This window comes from Stenotrophomonas sp. STEN063 (genome assembly GCF_056854515.1).
The window spans coordinates 1-24,423 of the sequence record NZ_JBXFWF010000051.1 but is presented as its reverse complement, the minus strand read 5'-3'; the positions used below and the strand labels follow the sequence as shown (position 1 = coordinate 24,423).

Here is a 24,423-nt window from a genome sequence, read left to right as displayed (position 1 = left end):
TGGCGGCGTGTGCAGTGACCTCCTGCAGCAACGAGCCCTACATACGTGACTGGCACTTCCCGCACCTACCGTCTGAACCTGTGGCTGCACCGTTGGTGCAGCCTGCTGGCAACGCTTCCCTTCCTCGTGCTGTGCCTGACCGGTACGGTGCTGATCTTCCACGAGGAGATCGACGCGGCGATGGGGGTGATGCCTGCCGCGCCGGGATTGTCCGCTTCGCAGCGGCCCTTGGCCGAATCGGTGGATGCGGTTCTGGCTGCCAGCCCGGACGAGAAGGTCATCTACCTAGGCCTTGATGCGGATCACCATCCGGGTTTGCTGCTGCTCAACACGGTCCCGCACGGTGACAGCGGTTTCGAGCGGGCGAAGCTGCAGTTCACCGATCTGGCAACCGCTGAACGCATGGATGCCAGCGCAGGGGATGGAACAACCTTGACCGGCTTCCTGCTGGAGCTGCATGCACAGTGGTTCCTCGGACCGTTCGGCGAACTGCTCGGCGCCTTCTTCGCGTTGCTGGTGCTGGTGTCGTTGCTGTCCGGGTTGGTGGTGTATTGGCCGCATGCCAAGAAGGTGGCGTTCGGCCTGCTGCGGCGGGGCAAGGGGCCGAGGCTGCGTCAACTGGACCTGCACAACACCATCGGTGCGATCGTGCTGGGCTGGGCATTCGCCGTCAGCCTGACCGGCTTCCTGCTTGGCTTCGGTACCCTGGCGACCGGGCTGTGGTCGCAACAGCAGCTTGCACGTGTGCAGAGCATGCATACGGGCGCGCCCGTCGATCCCCGCCATCCGCCCATCGATGCCGACCAGGCGCTTGCATCGGCGTTGACCGCAGCACCAACAGGCTGGCAGGTCAGCTCGATACTGTGGCCGGCCACGGACTTTTCCACGCCGCGCCATTACACCGTATTGGTGGCCGGCAGCGGCCTGGACGAGCGGCTGGTGCGGGTAGTGCTGGTGGATGCTGCCAATGGCGAGGTAGCGGGGACCGCCGAACTGCCGTGGTACCTCAAGGCCATCACCTTGTCCGAGCCACTGCATTTCGGTGACTACGGTGGCATGCCGCTGAAGATACTGTGGACCGCCTGCACCTGGTTGACCTTGTTCATCACCCTCAACGGTGCATGGCTGTGGTGGGACCGTAGGCGCAAGCGGAAGGTAAAGGCACGCGGCGATTTGAAGGAGGTGGCGCCATGACCGGCAAGCGCACGATCATCGTGACCACGGTGCTGGCGATCCTGAGCATGGTTGGCCTGATCGGCATGCTGGTGGTTGAAGGAGGCTGGGACCTCTTCTTCTTCCTGCTGTCGATCCTGCCCTTGCTGGTCGGCGTGTTTGCCTTGTGGCGAAGAAGAACCGTCCGTTGAAGCAGCACCAGACCGGCATCGCACCGGTTGCCGATCAAAGCGAAGTGCGGATGTGTCGCACCGACACCTGCCATGCACGAGCTATCTTGATGCCGTCTCCAAGCTCAGCAATGCCTTGGACTTCTCATCTCCCTGCGCGGCAGCCTGTTCCAGCAGCGCAAGTGCAGCAGTCCGATCGCCTGCGTGGCCACGCTCCATGCGCATGACCGCTGCATTGTAGGCGGCAATCGCGCTACCGATGCCTGCTGCATGTTCAAAGCCTGCCAGTGCTTCGTCTGGGCAGAGCAGGAAGATGTCCTTGCCCGCGGCGGCCAGCATCTGCAGGTTCGCATCGTTTTCGGGGAGGACGTCCTGCGCCTGTGCAAACCAGCCAGCAGCCAGGGACACCAGCAACGCTTCGTCCTTCGGCAGGTAGTAGGAGCCGCCACCCTCGCGCAGCGTGAACGCCTGGCGGGTAGTGCGGCGCGAGCCGTCGCTGCTTAGCCAGAGGAACCCATCCTCACCACTGACGGGAACGCCGCCAAGCGCAGTGGACAGGCGCTGCGCCAGGGAAGGCGTACCAGGCGCGGGCGAAACGGCTGTCCACGAACCGATGAGTTCGACACGCTCCACTTTCCCATTGAGTGACGCCCGGCTTGAGGTTGCAAGTTCCTCAATGGTGAGGATCCGCATATCACCGTCATACACCCGCCACGGACTGGCATGCAGGCCGATGGTGAGGACATCATCGTTGTCGGGTATCGCGCCCATGTACTGATACAGCGCCTTCCCGGCGTAAATGCAGTGCTCCGGGTCCTGCTGCGGTGAACAGGTGGGCACCGTTACCGTACCGGATAGCGGAAGGTGGCTGTTCTCGCAGGCCTGCGCGGCCGGCACAAGCAGGCACAGCAGCAAGGCGGTGACCCTCATGCTGGCGTCCCCAGCGCGAAGTCGACCGCCGCATCAACATGGATCGCGGTTGAATCAAAGCCTGGAAGCGGCAGCTTGTCGGTCTCGAGGATCATGCAGATCTCGGTGCAGCCGAAAATCACCGAGTCGGCTCCCGAGGCCTTGGCCGCTTCCACCAGGGAGATCAGGGCTGCCCGCGATGCATCGAGCACCTTGCCAGCGCAGAGTTCGTCGAAAATGATGTTGTGCGTCAGCGTGCGGCCCGCATCGTCAGGAACCATGACGGATATCCCATGGGTCTGCATGCGAGCCTGGTAGAAGCCATGTTCCATCGTATAGCGGGTGGCGAGCAGCAGCGGCTTGCGGCAGCCGGCATCGAGCAGCCTGCGTGCAGTCTCATCGACGATATGCAGGAAGGGAATGCCGATGGCCTGTTGAACGGCCGGGGCGACCAGATGCATGGTCACCGCGCCGATCATGATGCAGTCGGCGCCGGCCGACTCCAGGCGTCGGGCGATGGCTGCCAGATGGTCGCCGGCCTCCTCCCAGCGGCCTGCCTTCTGCAGGTCTACGATCTTCTGGAAATCGACCGAATACAGCAGGATCTGCGCTGAGTGCAGTGATCCCAAGCGGGTGCGGACCGCTTCGTTGATCAAGCGGTAATAGACCGACGATCCTTCAAAACTCATCCCGCCCAGCAAGCCGATCGTGCGCAGTTCCATTGGGTCACGTTTCCATTCAAGTTCAAAAGGGGGCATGCAGGTGCATTCGCGCGCCGCGGTCATCTGGATAGTAGCGTCTTCACAGCGAATGCATGCCGAGGCTGCCGGCTGGCAGGGCTGGGGGCCGACAGGGAGTGCCTTGAATCATTGCGGGACGCACACTGCATCAGCTACTGGTCTCGGCGCCGCCGATTGCGTTGCCTAGTTTGCGTTGCACGCCGTTTCGAGAGTGCGGGGCTTGGCATCGCATCCAGCGTAGCCAGCGCTGCGGGCGGGATGAGGGTGGACAAGCTTCTCCCATGCGCAGAATAATCCTCGCCTGTACCAGGCTGGGACGAACATGATACGGAAGTCGATCATTGCGGGATCGTTGGCGGTTCTTGCGTCATCTGCAACGTGGAATGGCGGCGCACAGGCGGCGGAGCCGCCGTTGAATGCGACGCAGGCAAGCACGCAAGGCAGTGCCGAGGTGGCACCGCTGGCGCTCCCTGATCTGCAAGGGGTAATGAAGGCGGTCCTGCGCCAGCAGGCGGATGTCGACGCACACCTGGCAACCAGCCGCATGCCGCTGTATGTGTCCATCCTCGATCATGCAGGGAAGGGCATGATCGATCTGTCGCCGGAATCGATCCTGGCGCTCGAACATACCGGTTTCCTGCTCTTGCCTGGCTCAACCTGGCAGCCTCCATCGGACGACACACGCGTCGGGACTGCGATGCGGTTGAGCTTGGATACGCCTGCAAAGCGCCCCGATGGCGACTACGACGTAGCCTTTGGATACTGGTGTGGCAAGGCATGCTCATCGCAGTACGATGCCGTGTTGCGCCACGATGCCTCAGGTTGGCATGTGCTTTCCTCGGCGATGCGCTCGGTACCCTGAGGTGGCTGGGGCACATTGAGACTTCCGCATTGGGCAGCACGGACATACCCACATGACCCGCATGGCCAAGGCTGCTGCATTCGCTGCGGCGCCAGGGCCAGCTCAGGAGTTGACCGATCATGAAAATCCGCAGCCTGTGGCTTGTCGGCCTGCTTCTCTTGCCCTTGCCATCTGTCGCGCAGAGTGGATGGGTGGACATGAAGGGAAAGCCGGTTCCCGAGACGGCCTCGGCAAAGTCCCGTGAGGGCTTCAGCGCCACCTTGGTGATTACCCCGGACCAGGACTGGCGGCAGAAGTGGGACACACCACCCGAGACCATTCCACGCTTTTCCGAAGCGGATGAGGTTGGCGCCGATGGCGAGCTCTTCATCCTCACGTTCCTGGCAAATCCGAAAGTCGACTCCGCGTCCGGAATGACCGACGTTGCATGCGATTTCGTCATTCTTCGCCCGGATGGGTCTTATTCGACCAGGGAACGCGATCTGCCGTGCTTCGCAGTGAAGCTGCAGGGTGACCCCAGGAACGTCTACCTGTCGACCGCAGCGTTGAAGTACGTGGCCGAACCCACGGACCAGCGTGGCGAGTGGGCCGTTTCGGTGACGGTGAAGGATCGGCTTCGTGGCGTTGAAATACCGCTGAATGCGTCTTTTGTCGTGCGCTGATCACTGGTGTTTCATTTGCGGCTGATGCTGCGTGGAACCCGGGCCAGCCCGGACACTACGAACGGCTGCCGTTGTTTGCATGCCCGACCTTATCGGGATCGCGCCTTTGCAAGGACGCAAGCCACCCTGCAGTGTGCATCGTACAAGGTGTATAGCTGGCCTGAATCCGGGCATCGGCTAGGGTCACACAGATGGAGGTACCAGTCGTGCTGAAGTACGGACCACCGGAAAGAGTCCATGTGGAGAACGAGTGGTACGACGGGCCGCGGGCAGGCGTAGCGGACGTCGACGGTATTCCCCATCGTTTCAAGTCCATTTTCGACGAGGCAGAGGGCAGGTACCTCGAGACGTTCCTGGTGTGGCCAATAGACGAGAAGCTGGTAGCGCTCGAGGTTGAGCAGTGGCGCATTTTTGTGGAATGGAATGTGCTCTACGAGGCAGCTGAGGTTGGTGTGGACTCACATCCAGGGCATGGCGGTCGTAGCAGGAGATGGGACGAGATTGAGGCACTGCTGGCGTCAAATCGATCAGAAGTTCCCGCGTTGGCTAGACGGGCCATTGCACAGCTCAGCTACATCGACGGAACAGCACGATATGAACTGGCCGGGCCGGCGTACCTGTTGGCTTGGTGCCTGCTTTGAGGCTTGCCAGCTGTTGGCGATACCCTGGCCAAGCGGCCGAGCAGGGCCCGACAAGTGCTTCCAGTCGAACCCATGATCACTGATCGGTTTGGTTCAGGTGTTCCACATCAGCTACTGGCCGGATCTTTCATGCCGCATCGCCGTTGCGGCGTCCAAGAAGCAGGCGTGCTTCCCAGAAACTGACGATCAGCACGACCGCCGTGGTCAGCCAGCCCATCAGCAGCATGTCTGCAACCAGGCCAACCGGGACCAGCGCCAGCAACAGCAGTGCGCCAACCAGGTGGGACATCGGTATGGCGCCATAGACGATTCGCTTGTAGGCGGCACTGCCGAGCAGATAGATCGCGGGACCGGCCAGCAGGATTGCGATCTGTGCGGTGGCCGGATGGGCATGCGGATGTGCCAGCACCAGATCGTTGCCGACCGCCGAGGCGATGACACCTGCGATGAGAACGGCGTGGACGTAGTGGAAGTATGCGCCGATGCGGCCGGGGTCCTCCGAGTGCGAAATCGCGTTGGTCGCATCCTTGCTCGATGTGCCGAAGTACAGCCACCACATGGCCAAGGTGCCGAGGAAGGTGGCCAGCAATGCGAGCACGACCGGGGCATCCCATTCGGCGGCACCGGCAAGCGTGGCGCCGCTGGCAAGCAGGGTTTCGCCGAGCGCCACGATCACGAACAACTGGCAGCGCTCGGCCAGGTGGCCACCTTCGATGGTCCAATCCCGCGTGTGCGAGCGGCCCATGCCAGGCAGGGCAAAGCCGAACATCGGCGATACGTATTCGCATAGCACGGCGAGCAGCCATAGCAGTGCGCGTGCCTCGTGCTGCACCATTGCCCCGGACAACCAGAACACTGCCGAGATCAGCAGCCAGCCCAGCATGCGCCGGTAATTGGGCGCCAGCGGATGGCCGGCCGGCAACTGCAGTGCAATGAAGGCGGTTCGACCCACCTGCATTGCCACATAGGCAGCGGCGAATACCAGGCCTCTGTCGGCGAACGCCATGGGAATGCTCGCAGCCATCACCAGCCCAAGCAGCATGGTCACGAACATCAAGCCGCGGATGCGCGGCGTCTCCGGGTCGAACCAGTTGGTGACCCAGCAGGTGTACTGCCAGCCCAGCCACACCGCGAACCACAGGATCAGCGTTTCGACCACGCCGGCAACGGTGAGGTTGTGCAGCAGCTCATGGCTGAGTTGCGTCACCGCGAACACATAGACCAGGTCGAAGAACAGCTCTTCGTAGGTCACGCGCGCGTGGTGCCCGTCGCGACGACGCAGCAGCGGATGGCTGGGGAATTGTGCGCCAGGCACGTCGGTCGTCGCAGGCTTCATGACAGTGAAAGCCGCCATGCCACGACGCAGGCGATGATCGCGGGTACGGCGAAGACCAGCACCAGGATGGGCAACTCCTCGCGGAAGCTGTACCCGGCATGGGCAACGCCCACCCACATGTTGATCGCTGCAACCACCAGCCAGACCGGAATGAATGCCTTGGCTGCCAATGCCATGCCGGCGGTGGTGGCGGCCCACAGCCAGCCAAACAGGAGGAACAGGCCAAGAAGAACCAGGCCACCAACGATTACCAGAACGACATGCATGCTCACTTCTCCCTGTAACCGGGTTCAGGCGTGGCCGGGCTTGGCTCCGACTGGCGGTGCGTCTGCGCTGATGAGAATACGCTCAGACTTCCTGCGACGTCCTTGCCGCCGTACGGTGGAAACACATCCAGTTCGAGGTCGGGATTCCCGATCAGCATGGCCTTGGTGTTGCTCAATGCATCGAACCCGGCCTTGCCGTAGTACTTGCCCATGCCGCTGTAGCCGACCCCGCCGAAAGGCAGGCTGTCGATCCAGCAGTGCAGGTTGGTCTGGTTCACACAACCGCCCCCGAACGCGAGGCTGCCAAGTACATGGTCGATGTGAGCCTGGTTCTTGCTGAAGATATAGGCGGCCAGTGGCTTGGGTTTGCGCTTGATGGTGGCGATGACCTGTTTCAGGTCGGTGTAGGGCAGGACCGGCAGGACCGGGCCGAAGACTTCCTGCTGCAGTGCCGGGTCGTCCCAGCTCGACGGGTACAGGATTGTCGGCTCCACATAGCGCTCCGGAATGTCGAACCGCCCGCCGTGTACCACCTTGTCGGGCAGGATGTAGGACGCCACCCGCTGCGCTTCGTGCTCGCTGATCATGCGGGCGAAATCGGGGCTTTGTCGCGGATCGTCGCCGTACATCCTGACGGTGGCTGCCTTCAGCTTCTCGATGAACGCATCGGCCACGCTTTCGTGCACCTGGACATACCCCGGCGCGATGCACCATTGGCCGGATATCGCGTTGTGTCCCCAGGCGATCCGGTCGGCGGCAATGTCGAGATTGGCGGTCTCGTCGACGATGGTCGGGTTCTGTCCGCCCAGTTCCAGGATCACCGGCGTCAGGTTCTCGGCCGCCGCGCGCATCACGACCTTGCCGACGGTCGAGCTGCCAGTGAAGAAGATGAAGTCGAAGGGAAGTTCGAGCAGGGCCGCGATTTCCTCGCGCCCGCCGGTGACGATGGCGACGTTTTCTGCTTCAAAGTAGTCCGGTATCAGTCGCTGGAACAGCGCGGCGGTGGCTGGCGTGGTGTTGGCGGGCTTCAACACGACGGGGTTGCCGGCGGCCAAGGCGGCAATGGCCGGATCGAGCAGCAGCAGGATGGGGGCGTTGAATGGGCCGATTACCAGGGTTGGCCCGTAGGGCTCCTTCAGGATCAGGCCGCTGTTTCCGGTCGCTTCCAACCCCTCAGGGATCGCGACCCTGCGTGGCGCCATCAGTTCCGAGAGGTTTTCCCGATAGTAGTTGATGTTGCCAAGCGGAACGGTGATCTCGAACAGCTGCTCGAACGAGGGCTTGCGAAAGTCCTCGTAGAGCGCGGCGCAGAAAGCATCCTGGTGGTCGCGCAGCATGCGCTCCATGCGCTCAAGCTGGTCGATGCGCCAGCCGCGCGGCTTGGTCGCGTCGGTAAGGAAATGCTGTTGCTGTGTATCCAGGATTGATTGGAATCTATTGGCCATGAGCGTGTCACTGGTGATCGTGTCCGTACTGGGCCCGTTCCGGCCAGCCATCCGGCATTACGTCGGTCGCGGAGCAGAAGCGGTGCTGCAGCGTCCCGTGCTTCCGTCTCCGCAACCGCCTTCTTCGCTGAAGGCTTACCGCGTCGTGTAGCCGCCGTTGGCGAAGATCGTCTGCCCGGTGATCCACCAACCGTCCGTCACCAGGAACCTGACGATGGGGGCGATGTCCTCGATATCGGTAAGCCCGGTCTTGCTGTACTTGCTCAGTGCAGCCGCGGACTTGTGATAGGCCACTGCATCGGGCTTCTCCTGGCCGTAGAAGAAGGGGGTATCCATCGGCCCTGGCCCAATGGCATTGACCGAGATTCCTCTGTCGCCGAACTCTTTGGAGGCCGCGCGCGTGTAATGTTCAACCGCTGCCTTGCTGCCGGGATAGATCGCATAGAACGGCGTGTAGGCGGCCAGCAGCGAACTGACGATGGTGACGATGTTGCCGCCATCAGCCAGTACCCGGCCTGCCTGCTGGATGAAGAAGAACGCGGCTTTGGCGTTGGCGTCAAAGCTCTTGTCGTAGTCTGCCTCGGTGATCTCGGCGATAGGTTTCTTGATCACCACGCCAGCGGTGTTGACCGCGATGTCGACCTGGCCAAAATGCGCCTTGGCCTGGTCGAACAGCTGCACATTGTTGGCGACGACCGCCAGGTCACCCTGGAACAGGATGGCGTCCGCCCCCTTGGCTTTCAGTTCGCTGGCCGTTCTCTCCGCATCCGTTCTCGAGGAGTCGCTGTTGTAGTGGATGGCGATCCCGCGGGCCCCTGCATCGACAAACTGGTGGGCGACCAGGGCACCGAGGTTCTTGCCGCCGCCTGCGATAACCGCGACTTTGTTTTTCAGGGAATGGTCAGTCATGTGGATGGTCCTCTGATCTGGGAACTGGCTTCGACCTTGGTCGGGGGATTTCACGCGCGGGCTTTCCCTGAAAGACGGGAGATGCGCGTGGACTCGTCAACGGTTGTTGCACCGTCGATGAATACCTTTGGCGTTGCTCAATGCCGCACGCATCCGTAGAAGTTGCGCACGGCTTTCCTTGGAGACATCCAGACGGCTGGTGCCGGCTTGGGTCTCGGCGGCACTCAGCCAGGGGCCGGCAGCCGCTCCCAATGCAGCGGTAGCTGCTTCCCTGATGCATCGTTCCCTGAGTGCGGTCAGCACCGGCTGCAGCTCACGCATGGTTCTCACGCGCAATGGCGGGCATGGCCGTTGCGCAGGATCGGCGAGCAGGGCCTGTTGCAGATGAGTGGCCACATCCTCAAGCAATGCGGACGTTGCAGGGTCCAGCTGCCTGGCTTCGGCAAGGTGTCGGCTGATCCTGTCGATGAGGAGATTCGCTTCGCTGTCCAGACGCGGATTCTTGGGCATGGCCGACCGGGAGTTCGTTCCTGCAGGTTGGGGTGCCTGGGCGCGGAAGTCGGCAGGCTGTGATGGGAGATCGCAGGTTCGGCTGCCTGTTTCCGGATGATGGAGCGTCCAGTTCTGCCGGCGCACCTGACACGGATCGCCGGAATCCTGGCGTTGCTTGGCCGTGGTCAGGATGCTCATCATTTATCACCGGTTTCATGAGAAAGCATGCGTGTCACCTGCGCTATGGCTGGATATATTCCGCAGCGGGGAAAGGGTCGGCGCAGGAATGGCCAAACGGCTCCCGTTCGAAAGGGAGCAATGCAACTTCAATCGCTTCCAGCACCATCGCGTCGATCCGGTCGCAATGGTCGACGGAGTTGTTCGAGCCATTGATGTAGAGGCTCGCAGCCGATTGCCTGATCTTCTGGAGGATTTCAATTCGACTGCCTGCGTTCAGCGAAATATCGTCCAGGGAATCGATCAGGGTTTTCAATTCATCGATGCTTGCGTGCTTCATCAGGGTGATCCGGAGCGTGAACGTGATGCGGAAATTGGCGAGGAGATGCCGGGCCTGCAGTCCTGGCAACTCGGCAAGAAAATCCAATATCCATGGATGCGGCAGGGCATATGCTTATCTATCCAGTTAGGTCGCTTGGAACGCCTTTCAGTTACCAGCTCCAGCTCGCGGATTGGCCGGAGGTTTGTGTAATGGGGCCGACATTCTCGGAAGAGAAAATCAACGCTGCCCTGAGAGTGGCTGTGCAGGAGCGCACGGCCTCCTCCAGGCCTGTGCCGTTGCCGCGTGGCAAGCTGCGTGGTGAGATGGCTGCACGCTTGTCACTGGATGAATCCTTGAAGGTCATTGTTCTGAACGAGATGATCAAAAAGGATGTCTCGTATCAGTCCCTGTCGCGACGGTTGGACATGCCTGCGGAGTTTGTCAGGCAGCGTTTGGATATCCTGGGCGCGACGGACCTTGAGTTCCTGGAGAAGGTCGCAGGCGTCCTTGGGAAACGTTGGTTCGTGTATATCGCATGAGGCAGTGTCCAGCTGTGGCGTTGCCGCTGTAAAAGCGTCAATGTCTGCGGCAACCCTTGTTCCTCGTATGGGTTACTCCTCCGCGACAGGAAGGAGGTCTTGGACGTAAGCTACAAAAGCGGTTCGTGGAATACACGCATCGTTCTTCACCGGGCCAGGTGAGAAACGATGAGGAATGCCGGAAGGGGACGGACGCCGGTGTCGGTTGCTCCGCGCGTAGGCCAGGTGTCAGGAGATTCCTTATCAAGCAGCTAGCTATTTTCAGGCCGGTGCAGCGCTGGCTTTCAGACATCCCGGTGCAGGATCCGGTCGACCGGCGCAATGCGCCGTTCCTGCAGGTATTGCTGATCTTCCTTGGGGTGTTCATCCCGCTCAACAAGTCGCTGTATCTCTATGCGGTGCTGAGCGGTCGTTGGTCGGCTGACCTCCCGCCACGCAGCGCCATGCTCGCCGACCTGACGACAGACGTATTGATGATGTCGGCAGCGTGGGCCTGTGTCTGGTTGATCCGAACGGGGCGTTTCCGTCGTGGCATGCACCTGTTCCTCGGCGTGGTGTTGTTGTCGATGGCGGTCATCTACACCGCGACCGGCATGCTCGGTCTGCGCTTCGATCCGATGCCGATGATCCTGCTGGCGCTCGCAGGCCTGGTCCTGGGGCGGCGGACCTTGTGGATCACCTACGCGACCTGCGTTGCCATCCTGGCGGCGACACTGCTTGCGGACTACCTGCGGGCAACGCTCGGAGGTGGCGCGGCGTCGGTCGCGGGGGTTGGCAAGGCGGTGTCGTTGGCCGGGATCTGGTTGATCATTGCGATCGCCCTGGATCGGACCGTGGCTGCATTGCGCAACAGCCTGGAAGAATCCAATGCCCGTGGTCGCGAATTGGAGTTGGCCTATAGCCGGCTCCAGGAGGAGGTCGCCGAGCGTGAACGCACGCGTGAGCAGTTGATTCATGCGCAGAAGATGGAAGCAGTCGGGCGTCTTGCCAGCGGCGTGGCACATGACTTCAACAACGTGCTCGGGATAGTCCTCGGTCAGGCCGGGCAGCGGGAGCGACTGGCAGACAAGGGAGCTCCCGCACTCTATGGCGCGCTGGAGGACGTTGAGCTCGCTGCCAAGCGAGGCCTGGCCATCAGCAGGAAGCTGTTGAACTTCAGCAGGCAGGATGTGGCCCGCCCGCAGGTCTTCGATGTGCGCGTTTCGCTCGGCGAGCTGTCGCCGATGCTGAAGCAACTCTTCGGCGGTCGCGTGCAGCTGCAGCTCGACTGCGGTGAGGATGCCTTGCCGGTGCGCATGGATGCTGATCGCTTCGGGCTGGTCATTCTCAATATTGCAGCCAATGCGCGGGATGCGATTCCCGGAACGGGTATTTTCCTGGTCAAAGCCGAGCGGGAAGGAGACGCGTGGGTCTCGCTCACCCTGCAGGATGACGGCCACGGCATGACAGAGGCCATTCGTGCAAGGGCGTTCGATCCGTTCTTCACCACCAAGCCCGTTGGCCTGGGAACCGGCCTGGGCTTGCCGGTTGTGATGGACATGGTCCTTGAGGCGGGTGGAAACGTTGAGCTTGCTGCCCGGCAACCACAGGGCAGCACGGTGAAGATACTGCTTCCGCTGGTCTCTTCGCCCTGATGTCCGGCGGGATCAGGTAGCGAGCAGGTAGCCCTTTCCGCGGACAGACAACAAGGGCAGGGGCGGTGACCCGGGCGCCGAAGTGGCGGCCTTGCGGCGGATCCGGTGCACCAGGGCTTCCAGGCGGTGCGGATCGAAGTCCGAGGCATTGTCTGTCAATGCCTCGATCAAGCGCTCCTTCTCGACCGTCTGGCCACGGTTGGCATTGAGTAGGCCCAGGAGTGCCCGTTCCGGGGTCGTCAGGGCGATGATCCGCCCGGACGGCGGCACAAGGCACCAATCATCGGATGCCAAGGCCCAGCGCGTATTGCCGTTCTGGGCATCGGTGCTGTCCGCGCCCTTTGCTGTGCGCTCAAGGCGGCGTGACAGGCTGTGCAGCGTGGCCGCAATGATGTCGATGTCGACCGGCTTTGACAGGTAGGCATCCGCGCCGTGGCGCATCGCCCGGAGGTGGTTGTCCCGGCTCTCGGTACCCGTCAGCATGACCAGGCCAAGCCCGGGCTGTATCTGGCGGAGGTGCGCCGCAATGCTCAAGCCGTCCTCGCCTGGCAGGGCGATGTCCAGGATCACCACGTCGAACTGTTGGGTCAGCAGGCTGCGGTAGAGCGCGGTGGCGTCATTGAAGCCGTCCACCTTGAAACCATAGTCACGCAGGCCGGGAAGCAGGATGCGTTCAAGCAGCACCGCGTCGTCTTCGGTAATGGCCACCTTCAATGGAAGGGCGGGACTTTTGTCGACTTGTTGGCTCAAGTTGGTGATGCCTGGATTGTCCTGCCAAGACTACTTGAGTGGCGCGGGAATCATCCAGCGGTTCGTGGTGGGGAAGGCGCGGCGACTGACCATGCGCGGCGTTGTGGACATCGCGTGACAGTCAGGTCAGGTTGGTGCGGACGCAGTGACTGGCCCGCCCAGCCTGAATCGGCAGTTTTGAGCAGGCAATGGCCTGTAAAGCCACGGTGGGTGGTGGTGTTCATGTAAGGCGGGGTAGCCCCCAATCGCCGGGGAAACCGCTCCATTGGCATTTTCCATAGCTGCAAAATATACTATCCCCCAGTACAGGATATGGGCGTCGCCATGCCGCATTCCCCCGAAGAGAAGAAGAAGGTCCTGGCCCGGGTCAAACGCATCCGCGGCCAGTGCGATGCGTTGGAGCGTGCCCTGGAAGCCGGCGCCGACTGCAATCCGGTGCTGCAGCAGATCGCGGCCATCCGCGGTGCAGTCAACGGACTGATGTCCGAGGTGATGGAGGCGCACCTGCGCGAGGAGTTCGGCCAGCCGGCGCGCTCCGAGGCGCAGCGTGCTGCACGCGTTGCCGAGATGTCCAGCCTGATCCGTTCCTATCTCAAATAATTCCGGCGTCGCCTTGCGCCGCCTTCATCATTCCCGCAGGAGAAAACCCATGAAATCACGTGCCGCCGTTGCCTTTGGTCCGGGCCAGCCTTTGCAGATCGTCGAGATCGATGTCGCACCGCCGAAGGCGGGCGAAGTACTGGTCAAGATCACCCATACCGGCGTCTGCCATACCGATGCCTTCACCCTGTCCGGTGACGACCCGGAAGGCCTGTTCCCGTGCGTGCTGGGCCACGAAGGCGCCGGCATCGTGGTTGAAGTGGGCGAGGGCGTCACTTCGGTGAAGGCCGGTGATCACGTCATTCCGCTGTACACCGCCGAATGCGGCGAGTGCCTGTTCTGCAAGAGCGGCAAGACCAATCTGTGTACCTCCGTGCGCGCCACCCAGGGCAAGGGCGTGATGCCGGACGGCACCAGCCGCTTCTCGTACAACGGCGAGCCGATCTATCACTACATGGGCTGCTCCACCTTCTCCGAGTACACCGTGGTGGCCGAAGTGTCGCTGGCCAAGGTCAACCCGGAAGCCAACCCGGAGCACGTCTGCCTGCTGGGCTGCGGCGTCACCACTGGCATCGGTGCCGTGCACAACACCGCCAAGGTCGCCGAAGGTGACAGCGTCGCGGTGTTCGGCCTGGGTGGTATCGGCCTGGCGGTGATCCAGGGCGCGCGCCAGGCCAAGGCTGGCCGCATCATCGCCATCGACACCAACCCGTCCAAGTTCGAGTTGGCCAAGCAGTTCGGTGCCACCGATTGCGTCAACCCGAAGGAGCACGACAAGCCGATCCAGCAGGTCATCGTGGAGATGACCGGTTGGGGCGTGGACCACAGCTTCGAGTGCATCGGCAACACCAACGTGATGCGTGCCGCGCTGGAATGCGCCCACCGTGGTTGGGGCCAGAGCGTGATCATCGGCGTGGCCGGTGCAGGGCAGGAGATTTCCACCCGCCCGTTCCAGCTGGTGACCGGCCGCAAGTGGATGGGCACCGCGTTCGGTGGTGTGAAGGGTCGCAGTCAGCTGCCGGGCATGGTCGAAGATGCGATGAAGGGCGACATCGAGCTCGCGCCGTTCGTGACCCATACGATGGAACTGGACAAGATCAACGAAGCCTTCGACCTGATGCACGAGGGCAAGTCGATCCGCTCGGTCATCCATTACTGATCACAATACCTGTGGGAGCGGCGTAAGCCGCGAAGCTGGCGTTCTATCAGTGGCAAACATCACGCAACTCAAGACCAAGGATTCAAAAACCATGCAACGACTCGAACACCGCGCCTGCTTCGGCGGCTGGCAGGACGTTTACCGGCACGAATCCAAGGTGTTGGGTTGCGAGATGACGGTAGGCGTCTACCTGCCGCCGCAGGCCGAGCACGGCCCCTGCCCCGTGCTGTACTGGCTGAGCGGCCTGACCTGCACCGAGCAGAACTTCATCACCAAGTCCGGCGCACAGCGCTATGCGGCCGAGCACGGCATCATCCTGGTGTCGCCGGATACGAGCCCACGCGGTGATGCAGTGGCCGATGCCGAGGGCTATGACCTGGGCAAGGGCGCCGGTTTCTACCTCAACGCGATCCGTGAACCGTGGTCGCGGCATTACCGCATGTACGACTACATCGTCGATGAGCTGCCGGCCTGGGTTGAAGCTGACCCGGCCGCCAGCGATGTGCGCGCGATCAGCGGGCATTCGATGGGCGGCCACGGTGCCCTGACCATCGCCCTGAAGAACCCCGGGCGCTATCGCAGCGTGTCGGCGTTCTCGCCGATCGTGGCACCCTCGCAGGTGCCATGGGGACAGAAGGCGTTTGCTGCCTATCTGGGTGAAGACCGCGAAGTATGGAAAGCCTATGACGCGACCGAGCTGGTCGCGCATGCGCAGGAGAAGCTACCGTTGCTGATTGATCAGGGCGGCGCCGATGAATTCCTGGAAAACCAGCTGCGCCCGCAGTTGTTGCAGGCCGCCTGCGAGGCTGCCGGGCATCCGCTGCAGCTGCGTATGCAGCCGGGTTATGACCATAGCTACTACTTCATCAGCAGCTTCATCGGCGATCACATCGCGCATCACGCCAAGGCGATGCGCTGAGGAGGTTTTGGTAGAGCCGAGCCATGCTCGGCTGTGGCTCTACCGGTAACGTCCCCGCCGAGCATGGCTCGGCACTACGCTCTGCTCCCTCCCTTTCGCGTAGCGAAGGGGAGGGCTGGGGAGGGGGTGGCTTTTACTGGTAATGCCCCTGCCGAGCATGGCTCGGCACTACGCTGTGCTCCCTCCCTTTCGGGTAGCGAAGGGGAGGGCTGGGGAGGGGTTGGCGTTTGCTGGTAATGCCCCTGCCGAGCATGGTTCGGCACTACGTCGTGCTCCCTCCCTTTCCCGTAGCGAAGGGGAGGGTTGGGGAGGGGGTGGCTTTTGCTGGTAACGCCCCTGTCGAGCATGGCCCGGCACTACGCTGTGCTCCCTCCCTTTCGCGTAGCGAAGGGGAGGGCTGGGGAGGGGTTGGCGTTTGCTGGTAATGCCCCTGCCGAGCATGGCTCGGCACTACGCTGTGCGCCCTCCCTTTCGCGCAGCGAAGGGGAGGGTTGGGGAGGGGTTTGTTTTTCGCTTGTGAAGCCCTTGCCGAGCATGGCTCGGCACTACGGGTTGGGTTTCCGTGCCGGGGTGTGGGTCACGTTGTCGTAGCGGCCGTCGCGTTATCGTGCGGGCATAGCGCCTGTCCGATGGGGAATGCATGCCGGTAGTGCTGATCCTGCTGTTCATCGTCTGCCATGCTCTGGTCCTCGCCATCGGCTCAGGTCCCGCTGGCATTGGTTCCTTCATCTTCCTGGTCGCGGCGCCGTTGCTTGCTGCCTGTTGCTGCGTGTGGCGTGCCAGGCGTGACCGGGCGGCATTGGGTTGGTACGCGATCGCGCTGGCGATGCTGCTGTGGTCTGGCGGCATGGCGCTGAACCTGGTCGATGCGCTGGGAGCGGGCCGGGCCGACGTCACGCCGCGCGCCAGCCTGCTGTTGTATGTGCTTTACGCCGTGCCGCTGGTGTTCATCCTTGCCCGCGCGCGCCGCGAGCGCGCCAGCATCAGCCTGATCGATGCGGCGATGGCGGCATTGTTGGGCGTGTTGTTCTTCGTGCATACCAGCTTTTTTGCCGACCGCATCGATGTTGACGAGCAGGCAATGGGCAACATGCGCTACATGTTCGATGTCCAGAACCTGTGCATTGCCAGCTTCGCAACCGTGCGCTGGCTGGCCGGCGATGTACCGGAGTGGCGCAGCTTCTTTCGTGCGCTGGCGCTGTATGCCCTGGCGTACCTGCTGACAGCCGGTTACATCAACCACTTCACCTCGGAAGATTCCTTCGGCGCGTACAACGATCTATTGATCGACCTGCCCTTCCTGCTGCTGGTGTGGCTGGCCGTGCGTCGCGCATCGGCGCCGGTGCTGGTGCCGAACCCGCGCCTGGCGCGGATGGTGCAGGCGGGTGGGCCGATGATCCTGCCTTTGTTGCTGTTGGTCGTGGGTACCCTGGTCGTGGACCATGCGCGGACCCTGGCTGTGGCCGGCTTCGTGGTCGCCACCATTGGCTTCAGCCTGCGCAGCACGCTGCTGCAGATGGGCCTGTTGGAACGACAGGCAGCGCTGGATCAGCTGGCAAGGCAGGATGGCCTGACCGGCGTGGCCAACCGCCGTCAGTTCGATGCTGTCCTGCAGACCGAGGCCAGCCGCGTACATCGCAGTGGCGCCGGCCTGGGGCTGTTGCTGGTCGATATCGATCACTTCAAGGCCTTCAATGATGCCCACGGGCACCCGGCCGGTGATCGTTGCCTGCAGGCGGTTGCAGCACAGCTGCAGGCGAACGTCCGGCGTGCGGGCGATTGTCTGGCGCGTTATGGCGGCGAAGAGTTCGCGGTGATCGTGCCTGACTGCGCGCGGGAAGATGCGATCACCCTCGCCGAGAAGTTGCGGCTGGCCATTGAATCGCTCGCCTTGCCGGAAGCAGCGGTCAGCATCAGTGTGGGTGTGGCTTTCCTGCAGCCTTCTGCCAAGGCACCGACAGTGCAGCTGCTGGAGGATGCTGATAGCGCCCTCTATGCGGCCAAGCGCGCGGGCAGGAACCGGGTGTCGGTACGCGATGGTGCGGTGGCGTGGTTCTGATGATCGTTCGATGCGGGATCCAGTCTTGCAGGAGCGGGGTAAGCCGCGAAGCTGGGATCCTGAAGGTGGGAGCGACGTATGCGATTGCACGAGGCGCTGTTGTTCTTTCTATCGCGGCTTCGCGGCTCACGCCGCTCCCACAAAAGCGCAGCCCCGCCTTGTGGGAGCGGCGTGAGCCGCGAAGCTGCCTGAGCTGACATTGCGAGCAGTGCTGCAATTGCATGAAGCGCTGTTGTTCTTGCTGTTGTGGTTTCGCGGCTTATGGCCCGAGGCCACCCGGCGCCGCTCCTACAACTGCAAGGTGAAGTCCGTGTAGGCGTAGCGGTTCTCGCGTAGCACGGTGTTGCCTTGTTCAAGCTTCAACGGAGCGCGGAACATCGGCCCTGCGCTTGCACAGGTGTGGAATTCGCCGTTCTCGCCGCAGGCGTCGATGCCTGCTGGCAATTCGTCCAGAAAGGTTTGATCAAATACTCGGCCCGCAAAACCGGCATCCAGCCGCTCGCTGTCCACACAGCACAGCTGTGCATGCAGGCCGTTCGCAATCATCTGCCGAGCCAGCGCGGTGGTGTCGTGGCCAAACAGCGGGAACAGGGTCTGCCAGCCCAGGGGCGCATACTGCTGCTCGCGCCATTGCCGGATGTCTTCCAGCAGCAGGTCACCGAAAGCGATGCTCGCGAGGCGGGGCCAGCACTGTTGGGCTTCGTGCAGCGCTGCTGTCATGCGCTGCAGGTACACGGCGTTGTCGCAGACCTGCGGTATCCAGGCTTCCAGCAGCGGCAGCCCGGCGGCGTCCGCCTGGGCCAGCAATACCTGACGGCGTACGCCCTGCATCGAGGAGCGGTCATAGCCTTCGGTCAGCGTGCTCAGCAGCGCGACAACCTCGACGTCATCGCGTTGCTGGAGTTCGTGCAGTGCCCATGCGGCGTCTTTGCCGCCGCTCCAGGACAGCAGTACCTGCGTTCTCACCACTCAACGCACATCGCGCAGTTCCCAATGGCTGCCGGCCAGCATGCGCAGGCGCTGCTTGAACAGGTCGCCGGGCAGGCTGGTGTTGGCGACCAGGTCGATGCGCAGGTCGGACTGTTTGCCGGTAACCGTGGCGTTTGGATCAACCGCGCCCAAACCGGGGTCCACGTCATCGGGTTCGTCCTGGGTGGCCTTCCAGCGCTCGAACAGCTCCGGTGTGCGCAGTGCAGCCTGCAATTGCTCGGCAAAGGCGTCCGCGCCACTGGCGGTGAATGACAGGCGGGGATCGTTGCCGCGGGCCTTGGCCGGATCGGGCAGCGAGATGGAATAGAGCACGGACATGGGGTACCTCCTTGGTAGAGCGTCAGACTAGCGCGTCAGATGTAGTGATTCTGTCCAGATGATTCGGGTTGATCAGCTGCCGAAGGTATGCGGTTCATCGGCAAAGCCAATGGTCACTGCGCCCTTGCCCACGTTGACCATGCCGGTCAGGCTCATCACCGCTTCCAACAGCGTTACGCCGTGCTTGTCACAGGTGTCGCGCAGCTGTTGGTAGCCGGGCAGGGCGCGCAACTCGTCCAGCGGGCCGCCGTAGCTGACGCAGACCACCGGGGTCATCAGGCCGTGCAGCACGCGTTTGCCGACAAAGTCGAACAAGGCCTGCACCGCGTTGTCGAAGCCCTTGATCTTGGCCACTGGCTCGGTATTGCCGCGGTAGCCGTGCAGCACGGGTTTGATGTCCAGCGCGCTGCCCAGGGCGACGCTGAGCAGGCCGACGCTGCGGTCGCCCTTGTGGCGGGCACGGGCGCGCAGGTAGTAGAGGTCGCGGGTGACCATGTAGCCGTGCACGTTGCTGGCTACCAGCTCCAGCCGTTCGCGCATCTGCGGAACGGTGGCACCGCTGTCGCGCAGGCGCACCGCTTCCACCGCGCTCACCGCCTGTGCGGCAAACAGATTCTGGGTGTCGATGACGCGCAGGCTGAACGGCGAATTGTGGCCGGCCGCCTGGCGGATGGGCTTGTATTCGTTGAGGATGCTGTAGCCGGCCTGCACCGCGTTGTCATGGATGGGGCTGCGGGTGCGGGTGATGGTCATGCAGAACACCTGGTCGAAATCGGTAACCAGGCGGCTCAGGAACAGGTCGCGGATCTGCTCGGCGCTATAGGGGATGGTTTCCGCTTCGGCGCTGCGCTCGCTCAGCGGGCCCTGCAGGAAGGCCAGGGTGGACTCCTCGTCGCGGTGGTCGGGGAGCACCGTGTCGCCGATCCGTACGCTGATCGGGAGCAGCACGATGTTGTTCTGTTGCAGATAGCCCTTGGGCAGGTCGCAGGCCGAGTCGACCACTATTCCTATGCGCATGCTTTGTACCCCCCCAAGGGTCGTAACAGTCCCGAAAGATAGGAACCCTATCTCAAAACCTGGGATGGAGTTGGTGGTTTATGCGGAGACCGTCCCAATCCCGGGTAGGTTTTTTCACCTTTTCCTCATTTCATAGCTTGGGGTAGCCTATTAAGCTACTGCCAAGCAACTGAGGCCCTGTCCCCGGATGCGACGACATCGGTGGGAAGTGTCACCGCCTGCGGGTAGGCGGTGAACCAGGGATCAGTAATGGAAACTGCAAGTTCGGTAGTTGAGTTCTGGCGCGCGGCAGGTCCGCAGCGTTGGTTTGTGCGTGACGAGGCCTTTGATGTGGAGTTCCGGGAGCGCTTCCTGGACCTGCATTACCAGGCAGCCCGGCGTGGTTGTGAGGACTGGCTGGAAAATGCCGAGGGCGCGTTGGCGCTGCAGATCCTGCTGGACCAGTTTCCGCGCAACTGCTTCCGTGGCACAGCGCACTCTTACGCTACCGACGGGTTGGCGCGGCATTACGCTACCCGCACCATCGAGGAAGGTTGGGACCGCGAACTGCCGCTCAAGCTGCGGGCGTTCATCTACCTGCCGTTCGAGCATTCCGAGGATCCGCAGGACCAGGAGCGCGCGGTGGCGATGTTCGAGGTGCTGGGCGATCTGGAATACCTGAAGTACGCCGAAGTGCATCGCGATGTCATCCGCCGCTTTGGCCGCTTCCCGCACCGCAACGCGGTGTTGGGCCGGATCCCGACCGCCGAGGAACTGCATTTTCTCGCTGAAGGTGGCTTTGCTGGTTGAGCACCCGGCAGGGACTGGTGTTGCTGACGGCGTTGTCGGATACACGCCTGTCTGCCAGGTACTGCTCATCGCGGTACGCATGCAGTGCAGCATTGGGGTCGCATGTCATCTGACCACTCAAGTGCTTCGCGGCTGACGCCGCTTCCACAAAAGGGCACAGGCTGCATGCTTCTGGTTTGCATGTGGGAGCGGCATCAGCCGCGAAGCTGACATTGCTGCAGCGCTAGTTGCCTCTGCGATCCGATGTTCTATCAGCTTCGCGGCTGACGCCGCTCCTACAAGGCAGGCAATCAGGTTGCCGTTCCCGCGCTTGTTCAACGCAAAAAAACGCCGGCTGGGGGCCGGCGTTTTTTTGGTTGCTGCAGCGTGTTCCGATCAGTACTTCGGAACGCTGTTGTCCACGTTCTCCGACCAGGCATCGATGCCGCCGGTGATGTTGAACACATTGGTGAAGCCCAGTGCCAGGAACTGCGCGGCAGCCTGCGCGCTGCGGCCACCACGGTGGCACAGGAATGCCAGTGCGGTGTCCTTGGGCAGGGCTTCGAGCTTGGCGCGGTTGTCGCCGTCGAAGGTTTCGAAGCTGCCGTTGATCGCGGCGATGGCGCGTTCGTCAGCCGGACGCACGTCGACCACTGTGATCGCACCGGCACGCAGCTGGTCGTCGGCGCTGCGCACGTCCAGGTCCTGCACCGGCTTGGGCGCGTTCGGGTTGTTGATCGCCAGGCCCTGGCCACGGATGTCGTCGACCCAGTCAATGGTGATGCCGTTGGCACGACGCGCGCTGGAGGAATCGAACTGCACGCGCAGGCCGTTGGACTCGGCTGCAATGGCATTGGCATCGAACGGGGCCAGCTGGAAGTTCGGCTGGAAGCTGGCATCGATGCCCAGCTGCAGGGCGGCGCCCGGGGCGTCGGCCAGTGCGCCCTTGAGCATTTCAACTGCGGCCGGGGTGACGGTGATCGACGGCGGGGTGCGGTCTGGTGCGGCCAGGCCGAGCAGGCTGCTCAGTTCGCCGCTGCTGGCCATCTGCAGGATGATGTCGCTGCCGCCGATCAGCTCGCCGTCCACATAGAGCTGCGGGATGGTCGGCCAGTCGCCGTAGGCCTTGATGCCTTCACGGATTTCCTGGTCGGCCAGCACGTTGACGTGGTTGAACTGCACGCCCAGGTCCTGCAGCGCGCCAACAGCCTTGGCCGAAAAGCCGCACTGCGGCATGGTCGGCTGGCCCTTCATGAACAGGACGACGCGGTCGGCGCCGAGGATGGATTCAATGCGCGAACGCAGGGCGGGGTCCAGGGACATCGTGAACTCGTATAGGTGGTCGTAGACCAGCTGATTCTACGCTGCATGGCATCATGGGGAATGACTGCCCCGGAAACCCTGCATCGCATTCCCGTACACCCCTGGCGTTGGCTGCCCTGGCTGCTTGTCTCGCAATTGCTGGTTGCGCTGCTGTGGTGGCAGCTGGGCTGGACCTTGGGCCTGCCGTTGCTGCTGCTCAGCCATGCGCTGTTCATCGTGCCGGTTTTCCTGCCCAACAGCCGTTTCTATGCGCCGGTTGTCAGCCACGCCCCCGGTCAGGACGTGTGGTTGACCATCGATGACGGCCCGTCCGATGAAACCCTGGCGGTGCTGGAACTGCTCGACCGGCACGACGCCAAGGCCACCTTTTTCATGGTCGGTGAGCGCGCGCAGGCCCGTCCGGAACTTGTACAGGAGGTGCTGCGGCGAGGGCATGACATCGGCAATCACAGCCATTCACACCCGCAGGCGCGCTTCTGGGCACTGGGTCCGGCGCAGATGGCGCGTGAAATCGGCCAATGCCAGCAGGCGTTGACGACGATTGCCGGGTCGCCACCGCGTTGGTATCGCTCGGTGGTAGGCATGACCAACCCGTTCGTGGCGGTGGCGCTCAAGCGCCACGGGCTGGCGCGGATTGGCTGGAGCGCGCGCGGCTACGACGGCGTGAACTGCACGCCGGAGGGCGTGGTCGCGCGGATTGCGCCGGATCTGGAGCCTGGCGCCATCGTCCTGCTGCATGAAGGCGCCGCCCACGGCCACACCCTGACCATCATCGACGCCGTGCTGCAGCAGCTGCAGGCGCGCGGCCTGCGCGCCCGCCTGCCGCAGCCAACAGCGTAGACTCGCTTCCCCGCCATTGCGCGGCGTACTGGAACCACACCATGCCTTTCTCCCAACTCGGCCTGTCTCCCTACGTGCTGCCTGCGCTGCAGCAGGCCTTGCAGCAGGCTGGTTATCTGGCGCCTACGCCGATCCAGCAGCAGGCCGTGCCCTTGCTGTTGAAGGGGCGCGATGTGGTTGCGCTGGCGCCGACCGGCTCAGGCAAGACGGCCGCTTACGTACTGCCGGCGCTGCAGCGCTTCTTCATGGCAACGCCGCGCAAGCCGCGCGTACTGGCCCAGCTGATCCTGGTGCCGACCCGCGAACTGGCGCAGCAGGTAAGTGACGTGTTTGCCACCTTGGGACGCGAGTTGCCGCGTCGTCCACATCTGGTCTGTGCGGTCGGCGGTGTGTCGATCAATCCGCAGATGATGTCGCTGCGCGGTGGTGCCGACATTGTCGTGGCCACCCCAGGACGCTTGTTGGATCTGCTGGCGCATAACGCCCTGTCATTGAAGCAGGTGCAGCTGCTGGTGCTGGACGAAGCCGACCGTCTGCTGGAGCTTGGCTTCGGCGACGAGTTGCGGCAGATCCTGGCCGAGTTGCCGGTAAAACGGCAGACCGCCCTGTTCTCGGCCACGTTTGCCGCCGATATCCAGGCCTTGGCTGCGGCGGGGCTGCATGAACCGCAGCGGCTGGAAATCGGCGAGCAGTCGGCGCCGGAGATCGAGCAGCGCGCCATCCACGTCGATAGCGCCCGGCGCGTCGAGTTGTTGCTGTCCTTGCTGGAAGATCCGCAGTGGCAACAGGTATTGGTCTTTGTCGGCAGCATCCGTGACGGTGACCGTTTGGCGTCGCAGCTGCGCAAAGCCGAGGTCAACGCGCAGGCCCTGCACGGTGAACTGTCGCAGGGGCGACGCTTCCGCATGTTGCAGGATTTCAAGGATGGCGAAGTTCGGGTGCTGGTCGCGACCGACCTGGCGGCGCGCGGCATCGACATCACGCGTTTGCCGGTGGTGGTGAACTACGACCTGCCGCGTGCGCCAGCCGATTACGTGCACCGTATCGGCCGCACCGGACGCGCGGGGGAGAAGGGCTTGGCGCTGAGTTTCGTCGATTCGGTGGCGATGGCGCATTGGCGCCTGATCTGCAAACGCCATGGCCTGCAGAGCAGGACCGAGGTGCTTGAGGGCTTTGAGCCGACCCAGGCAGCGCCGGTGGCAAGCGTGGTTGCCGACGACAACGGTGGTATCAAGGGCCGCCGGCCGAGCAAGAAAGACCGCGCGCGGGCGGCAGCCGCGGCGGAAAAAGCCGGATCCTGACAGGGCCCTTGTCGGGAAAGCATCACCTGTAGTGGGGGGGGCGGGGGGGAGGGCGGCGGGGCCCGGCCGGGCGTGACCGGCCCGGGGGGGGAGGGGGGGGGG

The 24,423-nt window shown here is 63.0% G+C and carries 28 protein-coding genes; 15 read left to right on the top strand and 13 right to left on the bottom strand.

Annotated elements, in window-relative coordinates; all coding sequences use genetic code 11:
* Positions 1 to 45 precede the first annotated feature (45 nt).
* Positions 46 to 1,194, top strand: coding sequence for a PepSY-associated TM helix domain-containing protein (locus AC1VWL_RS13795; RefSeq protein ID WP_296248383.1), 1,149 nt, complete (start codon positions 46 to 48; stop codon positions 1,192 to 1,194).
* Complete coding sequence (locus AC1VWL_RS13790) at positions 1,191 to 1,364, top strand: hypothetical protein (RefSeq protein ID WP_296248381.1); 174 nt, start codon at positions 1,191 to 1,193, stop codon at positions 1,362 to 1,364. Before AC1VWL_RS13795 ends, AC1VWL_RS13790 begins: the two co-directional genes overlap by 4 nt.
* Before the next feature lie 81 nt (positions 1,365 to 1,445).
* On the opposite strand, the gene AC1VWL_RS13785 is transcribed toward AC1VWL_RS13790, so the two are convergent.
* The gene (locus tag AC1VWL_RS13785; RefSeq protein WP_482987066.1) at positions 1,446 to 2,258 is read right to left on the bottom strand and encodes a hypothetical protein; all 813 of its coding nucleotides are present in this window, start codon (positions 2,256 to 2,258) and stop codon (positions 1,446 to 1,448) included.
* An 11-nt stretch (positions 2,259 to 2,269) separates the two neighbouring features.
* Positions 2,270 to 2,974, bottom strand: a complete 705-nt coding sequence (locus AC1VWL_RS13780) for an aspartate/glutamate racemase family protein (protein WP_481534248.1) — start codon at positions 2,972 to 2,974, stop codon at positions 2,270 to 2,272.
* 430 nt (positions 2,975 to 3,404) lie between these two features.
* On the opposite strand from AC1VWL_RS13780, the gene AC1VWL_RS13775 reads away from it, so the two are divergent.
* The 3 genes from AC1VWL_RS13775 to AC1VWL_RS13765 all read left to right on the top strand — a co-directional run bounded on the left by AC1VWL_RS13775 (position 3,405) and on the right by AC1VWL_RS13765 (position 5,157).
* A complete protein-coding gene (locus AC1VWL_RS13775) occupies positions 3,405 to 3,854 on the top strand; it encodes a hypothetical protein (protein WP_482987065.1) in 450 nt (149 codons plus the stop codon).
* A 119-nt stretch (positions 3,855 to 3,973) separates the two neighbouring features.
* On the top strand, positions 3,974 to 4,516 hold the full coding sequence (locus tag AC1VWL_RS13770) for a hypothetical protein (RefSeq protein WP_482987064.1): 543 nt from the start codon (positions 3,974 to 3,976) through the stop codon (positions 4,514 to 4,516).
* A gap of 191 nt (positions 4,517 to 4,707) precedes the next feature.
* Positions 4,708 to 5,157: a hypothetical protein gene (locus AC1VWL_RS13765; RefSeq protein WP_482987063.1), complete on the top strand. Its 450-nt coding sequence runs from the start codon at positions 4,708 to 4,710 to the stop codon at positions 5,155 to 5,157.
* A gap of 127 nt (positions 5,158 to 5,284) precedes the next feature.
* Here the strand turns inward: AC1VWL_RS13765 and AC1VWL_RS13760 are convergent, their stop codons facing one another.
* Genes AC1VWL_RS13760 through AC1VWL_RS13750 form a run of 3 tightly spaced genes read right to left on the bottom strand, consistent with a single transcriptional unit; the run spans position 5,285 to position 8,204 of the window.
* Positions 5,285 to 6,493: a low temperature requirement protein A gene (locus tag AC1VWL_RS13760; RefSeq protein ID WP_482987062.1), complete on the bottom strand. Its 1,209-nt coding sequence runs from the start codon at positions 6,491 to 6,493 to the stop codon at positions 5,285 to 5,287.
* Positions 6,490 to 6,759 carry a hypothetical protein gene (locus AC1VWL_RS13755; protein ID WP_282268735.1) on the bottom strand — a complete coding sequence of 90 codons (270 nt, stop codon included), beginning with the start codon at positions 6,757 to 6,759 and terminating at the stop codon, positions 6,490 to 6,492. The genes AC1VWL_RS13760 and AC1VWL_RS13755 overlap by 4 nt, the downstream gene beginning before the upstream one ends.
* 2 nt (positions 6,760 to 6,761) lie before the next feature.
* Positions 6,762 to 8,204 carry an aldehyde dehydrogenase family protein gene (locus AC1VWL_RS13750; RefSeq protein ID WP_482987061.1) on the bottom strand — a complete coding sequence of 481 codons (1,443 nt, stop codon included), beginning with the start codon at positions 8,202 to 8,204 and terminating at the stop codon, positions 6,762 to 6,764.
* On the opposite strand from AC1VWL_RS13750, the gene AC1VWL_RS13745 reads away from it, so the two are divergent.
* On the top strand, positions 8,203 to 8,355 hold the full coding sequence (locus tag AC1VWL_RS13745; RefSeq protein ID WP_481534242.1) for a hypothetical protein: 153 nt from the start codon (positions 8,203 to 8,205) through the stop codon (positions 8,353 to 8,355). The two genes, AC1VWL_RS13750 and AC1VWL_RS13745, sit on opposite strands and share 2 nt — an antisense overlap.
* On the opposite strand, the gene AC1VWL_RS13740 is transcribed toward AC1VWL_RS13745, so the two are convergent.
* The 3 genes from AC1VWL_RS13740 to AC1VWL_RS13730 form a co-directional block, all read right to left on the bottom strand.
* Positions 8,340 to 9,113 carry an SDR family oxidoreductase gene (locus AC1VWL_RS13740; protein ID WP_482987060.1) on the bottom strand — a complete coding sequence of 258 codons (774 nt, stop codon included), beginning with the start codon at positions 9,111 to 9,113 and terminating at the stop codon, positions 8,340 to 8,342. The two genes, AC1VWL_RS13745 and AC1VWL_RS13740, sit on opposite strands and share 16 nt — an antisense overlap.
* 96 nt (positions 9,114 to 9,209) lie before the next feature.
* Positions 9,210 to 9,803 (bottom strand): hypothetical protein, encoded by a 594-nt coding sequence (locus AC1VWL_RS13735; protein ID WP_482987059.1) that lies wholly within the window; start codon positions 9,801 to 9,803, stop codon positions 9,210 to 9,212.
* Between the two features lie 43 nt (positions 9,804 to 9,846).
* Positions 9,847 to 10,209 carry a hypothetical protein gene (locus AC1VWL_RS13730; RefSeq protein ID WP_482987058.1) on the bottom strand — a complete coding sequence of 121 codons (363 nt, stop codon included), beginning with the start codon at positions 10,207 to 10,209 and terminating at the stop codon, positions 9,847 to 9,849.
* Positions 10,210 to 10,313: 104 nt separating this feature from the next.
* Here AC1VWL_RS13730 and AC1VWL_RS13725 point away from each other — a divergent pair, with 104 nt between their 5' ends.
* Together AC1VWL_RS13725 and AC1VWL_RS13720 are read left to right on the top strand one after the other, a co-directional pair.
* Positions 10,314 to 10,643: a hypothetical protein gene (locus AC1VWL_RS13725; protein ID WP_481534238.1), complete on the top strand. Its 330-nt coding sequence runs from the start codon at positions 10,314 to 10,316 to the stop codon at positions 10,641 to 10,643.
* A 125-nt stretch (positions 10,644 to 10,768) separates the two neighbouring features.
* Entirely contained in the window at positions 10,769 to 12,277 is a 1,509-nt protein-coding gene (locus tag AC1VWL_RS13720) for a sensor histidine kinase (protein ID WP_482987057.1), read from the top strand.
* A 12-nt stretch (positions 12,278 to 12,289) separates the two neighbouring features.
* Here AC1VWL_RS13720 and AC1VWL_RS13715 read toward each other — a convergent pair whose 3' ends face one another.
* Positions 12,290 to 13,027 (bottom strand): response regulator transcription factor, encoded by a 738-nt coding sequence (locus AC1VWL_RS13715; protein WP_481534236.1) that lies wholly within the window; start codon positions 13,025 to 13,027, stop codon positions 12,290 to 12,292.
* A gap of 324 nt (positions 13,028 to 13,351) precedes the next feature.
* On the opposite strand from AC1VWL_RS13715, the gene AC1VWL_RS13710 reads away from it, so the two are divergent.
* The 4 genes from AC1VWL_RS13710 to AC1VWL_RS13695 all read left to right on the top strand — a co-directional run bounded on the left by AC1VWL_RS13710 (position 13,352) and on the right by AC1VWL_RS13695 (position 17,764).
* Positions 13,352 to 13,627 (top strand): metal/formaldehyde-sensitive transcriptional repressor, encoded by a 276-nt coding sequence (locus AC1VWL_RS13710; protein WP_296251374.1) that lies wholly within the window; start codon positions 13,352 to 13,354, stop codon positions 13,625 to 13,627.
* Positions 13,628 to 13,676: 49 nt separating this feature from the next.
* A complete protein-coding gene (locus AC1VWL_RS13705) occupies positions 13,677 to 14,786 on the top strand; it encodes an S-(hydroxymethyl)glutathione dehydrogenase/class III alcohol dehydrogenase (protein WP_481509238.1) in 1,110 nt (369 codons plus the stop codon).
* Positions 14,787 to 14,877: 91 nt separating this feature from the next.
* Positions 14,878 to 15,705, top strand: coding sequence for an S-formylglutathione hydrolase (gene fghA / locus AC1VWL_RS13700; protein WP_482987056.1), 828 nt, complete (start codon positions 14,878 to 14,880; stop codon positions 15,703 to 15,705).
* A gap of 640 nt (positions 15,706 to 16,345) precedes the next feature.
* On the top strand, positions 16,346 to 17,764 hold the full coding sequence (locus AC1VWL_RS13695; RefSeq protein WP_482987055.1) for a GGDEF domain-containing protein: 1,419 nt from the start codon (positions 16,346 to 16,348) through the stop codon (positions 17,762 to 17,764).
* 288 nt (positions 17,765 to 18,052) lie between these two features.
* Here AC1VWL_RS13695 and AC1VWL_RS13690 read toward each other — a convergent pair whose 3' ends face one another.
* From AC1VWL_RS13690 to AC1VWL_RS13680, 3 genes are all read right to left on the bottom strand, one after another.
* The gene (locus tag AC1VWL_RS13690) at positions 18,053 to 18,730 is read right to left on the bottom strand and encodes a Dph6-related ATP pyrophosphatase (protein ID WP_482987054.1); all 678 of its coding nucleotides are present in this window, start codon (positions 18,728 to 18,730) and stop codon (positions 18,053 to 18,055) included.
* Positions 18,731 to 18,733: 3 nt separating this feature from the next.
* On the bottom strand, positions 18,734 to 19,072 hold the full coding sequence (locus AC1VWL_RS13685; protein WP_296251365.1) for a hypothetical protein: 339 nt from the start codon (positions 19,070 to 19,072) through the stop codon (positions 18,734 to 18,736).
* Positions 19,073 to 19,144: 72 nt separating this feature from the next.
* Entirely contained in the window at positions 19,145 to 20,089 is a 945-nt protein-coding gene (locus AC1VWL_RS13680; protein ID WP_482987053.1) for a DegV family protein, read from the bottom strand.
* 249 nt (positions 20,090 to 20,338) lie between these two features.
* On the opposite strand from AC1VWL_RS13680, the gene AC1VWL_RS13675 reads away from it, so the two are divergent.
* Positions 20,339 to 20,878 carry a DUF924 family protein gene (locus AC1VWL_RS13675; protein WP_282272308.1) on the top strand — a complete coding sequence of 180 codons (540 nt, stop codon included), beginning with the start codon at positions 20,339 to 20,341 and terminating at the stop codon, positions 20,876 to 20,878.
* Between the two features lie 375 nt (positions 20,879 to 21,253).
* On the opposite strand, the gene grxD is transcribed toward AC1VWL_RS13675, so the two are convergent.
* Positions 21,254 to 22,180, bottom strand: a complete 927-nt coding sequence (gene grxD, locus AC1VWL_RS13670) for a Grx4 family monothiol glutaredoxin (RefSeq protein ID WP_481534229.1) — start codon at positions 22,178 to 22,180, stop codon at positions 21,254 to 21,256.
* Between the two features lie 60 nt (positions 22,181 to 22,240).
* On the opposite strand from grxD, the gene AC1VWL_RS13665 reads away from it, so the two are divergent.
* Both AC1VWL_RS13665 and AC1VWL_RS13660 read left to right on the top strand, forming a co-directional pair.
* Positions 22,241 to 23,020 carry a polysaccharide deacetylase family protein gene (locus AC1VWL_RS13665; RefSeq protein WP_482987052.1) on the top strand — a complete coding sequence of 260 codons (780 nt, stop codon included), beginning with the start codon at positions 22,241 to 22,243 and terminating at the stop codon, positions 23,018 to 23,020.
* Between the two features lie 41 nt (positions 23,021 to 23,061).
* On the top strand, positions 23,062 to 24,321 hold the full coding sequence (locus AC1VWL_RS13660) for a DEAD/DEAH box helicase (RefSeq protein ID WP_482987051.1): 1,260 nt from the start codon (positions 23,062 to 23,064) through the stop codon (positions 24,319 to 24,321).
* Positions 24,322 to 24,423: the final 102 nt, after the last annotated feature.

Bases quoted from the DNA above. Each gene is read 5' to 3' on its own strand.
- AC1VWL_RS13790 (WP_296248381.1), top strand. From the start codon at position 1,191: ATGACCGGCAAGCGCACGATCATCGTGACCACGGTGCTGGCGATCCTG.
- AC1VWL_RS13780 (WP_481534248.1), bottom strand. From the start codon at position 2,974: ATGGAACTGCGCACGATCGGCTTGCTGGGCGGGATGAGTTTTGAAGGA.
- AC1VWL_RS13770 (WP_482987064.1), top strand. From the start codon at position 3,974: ATGAAAATCCGCAGCCTGTGGCTTGTCGGCCTGCTTCTCTTGCCCTTG.
- AC1VWL_RS13765 (WP_482987063.1), top strand. From the start codon at position 4,708: ATGGAGGTACCAGTCGTGCTGAAGTACGGACCACCGGAAAGAGTCCAT.
- AC1VWL_RS13760 (WP_482987062.1), bottom strand. From the start codon at position 6,493: ATGAAGCCTGCGACGACCGACGTGCCTGGCGCACAATTCCCCAGCCAT.
- AC1VWL_RS13755 (WP_282268735.1), bottom strand. From the start codon at position 6,759: ATGCATGTCGTTCTGGTAATCGTTGGTGGCCTGGTTCTTCTTGGCCTG.
- AC1VWL_RS13745 (WP_481534242.1), top strand. From the start codon at position 8,203: ATGAGCGTGTCACTGGTGATCGTGTCCGTACTGGGCCCGTTCCGGCCA.
- AC1VWL_RS13750 (WP_482987061.1), bottom strand. From the start codon at position 8,204: ATGGCCAATAGATTCCAATCAATCCTGGATACACAGCAACAGCATTTC.
- AC1VWL_RS13740 (WP_482987060.1), bottom strand. From the start codon at position 9,113: ATGACTGACCATTCCCTGAAAAACAAAGTCGCGGTTATCGCAGGCGGC.
- AC1VWL_RS13735 (WP_482987059.1), bottom strand. From the start codon at position 9,803: ATGAGCATCCTGACCACGGCCAAGCAACGCCAGGATTCCGGCGATCCG.
- AC1VWL_RS13725 (WP_481534238.1), top strand. From the start codon at position 10,314: ATGGGGCCGACATTCTCGGAAGAGAAAATCAACGCTGCCCTGAGAGTG.
- AC1VWL_RS13710 (WP_296251374.1), top strand. From the start codon at position 13,352: ATGCCGCATTCCCCCGAAGAGAAGAAGAAGGTCCTGGCCCGGGTCAAA.
- AC1VWL_RS13705 (WP_481509238.1), top strand. From the start codon at position 13,677: ATGAAATCACGTGCCGCCGTTGCCTTTGGTCCGGGCCAGCCTTTGCAG.
- fghA (WP_482987056.1), top strand. From the start codon at position 14,878: ATGCAACGACTCGAACACCGCGCCTGCTTCGGCGGCTGGCAGGACGTT.
- AC1VWL_RS13695 (WP_482987055.1), top strand. From the start codon at position 16,346: ATGCCGGTAGTGCTGATCCTGCTGTTCATCGTCTGCCATGCTCTGGTC.
- AC1VWL_RS13685 (WP_296251365.1), bottom strand. From the start codon at position 19,072: ATGTCCGTGCTCTATTCCATCTCGCTGCCCGATCCGGCCAAGGCCCGC.
- AC1VWL_RS13680 (WP_482987053.1), bottom strand. From the start codon at position 20,089: ATGCGCATAGGAATAGTGGTCGACTCGGCCTGCGACCTGCCCAAGGGC.
- AC1VWL_RS13675 (WP_282272308.1), top strand. From the start codon at position 20,339: ATGGAAACTGCAAGTTCGGTAGTTGAGTTCTGGCGCGCGGCAGGTCCG.
- grxD (WP_481534229.1), bottom strand. From the start codon at position 22,180: ATGTCCCTGGACCCCGCCCTGCGTTCGCGCATTGAATCCATCCTCGGC.
- AC1VWL_RS13665 (WP_482987052.1), top strand. From the start codon at position 22,241: ATGACTGCCCCGGAAACCCTGCATCGCATTCCCGTACACCCCTGGCGT.
- AC1VWL_RS13660 (WP_482987051.1), top strand. From the start codon at position 23,062: ATGCCTTTCTCCCAACTCGGCCTGTCTCCCTACGTGCTGCCTGCGCTG.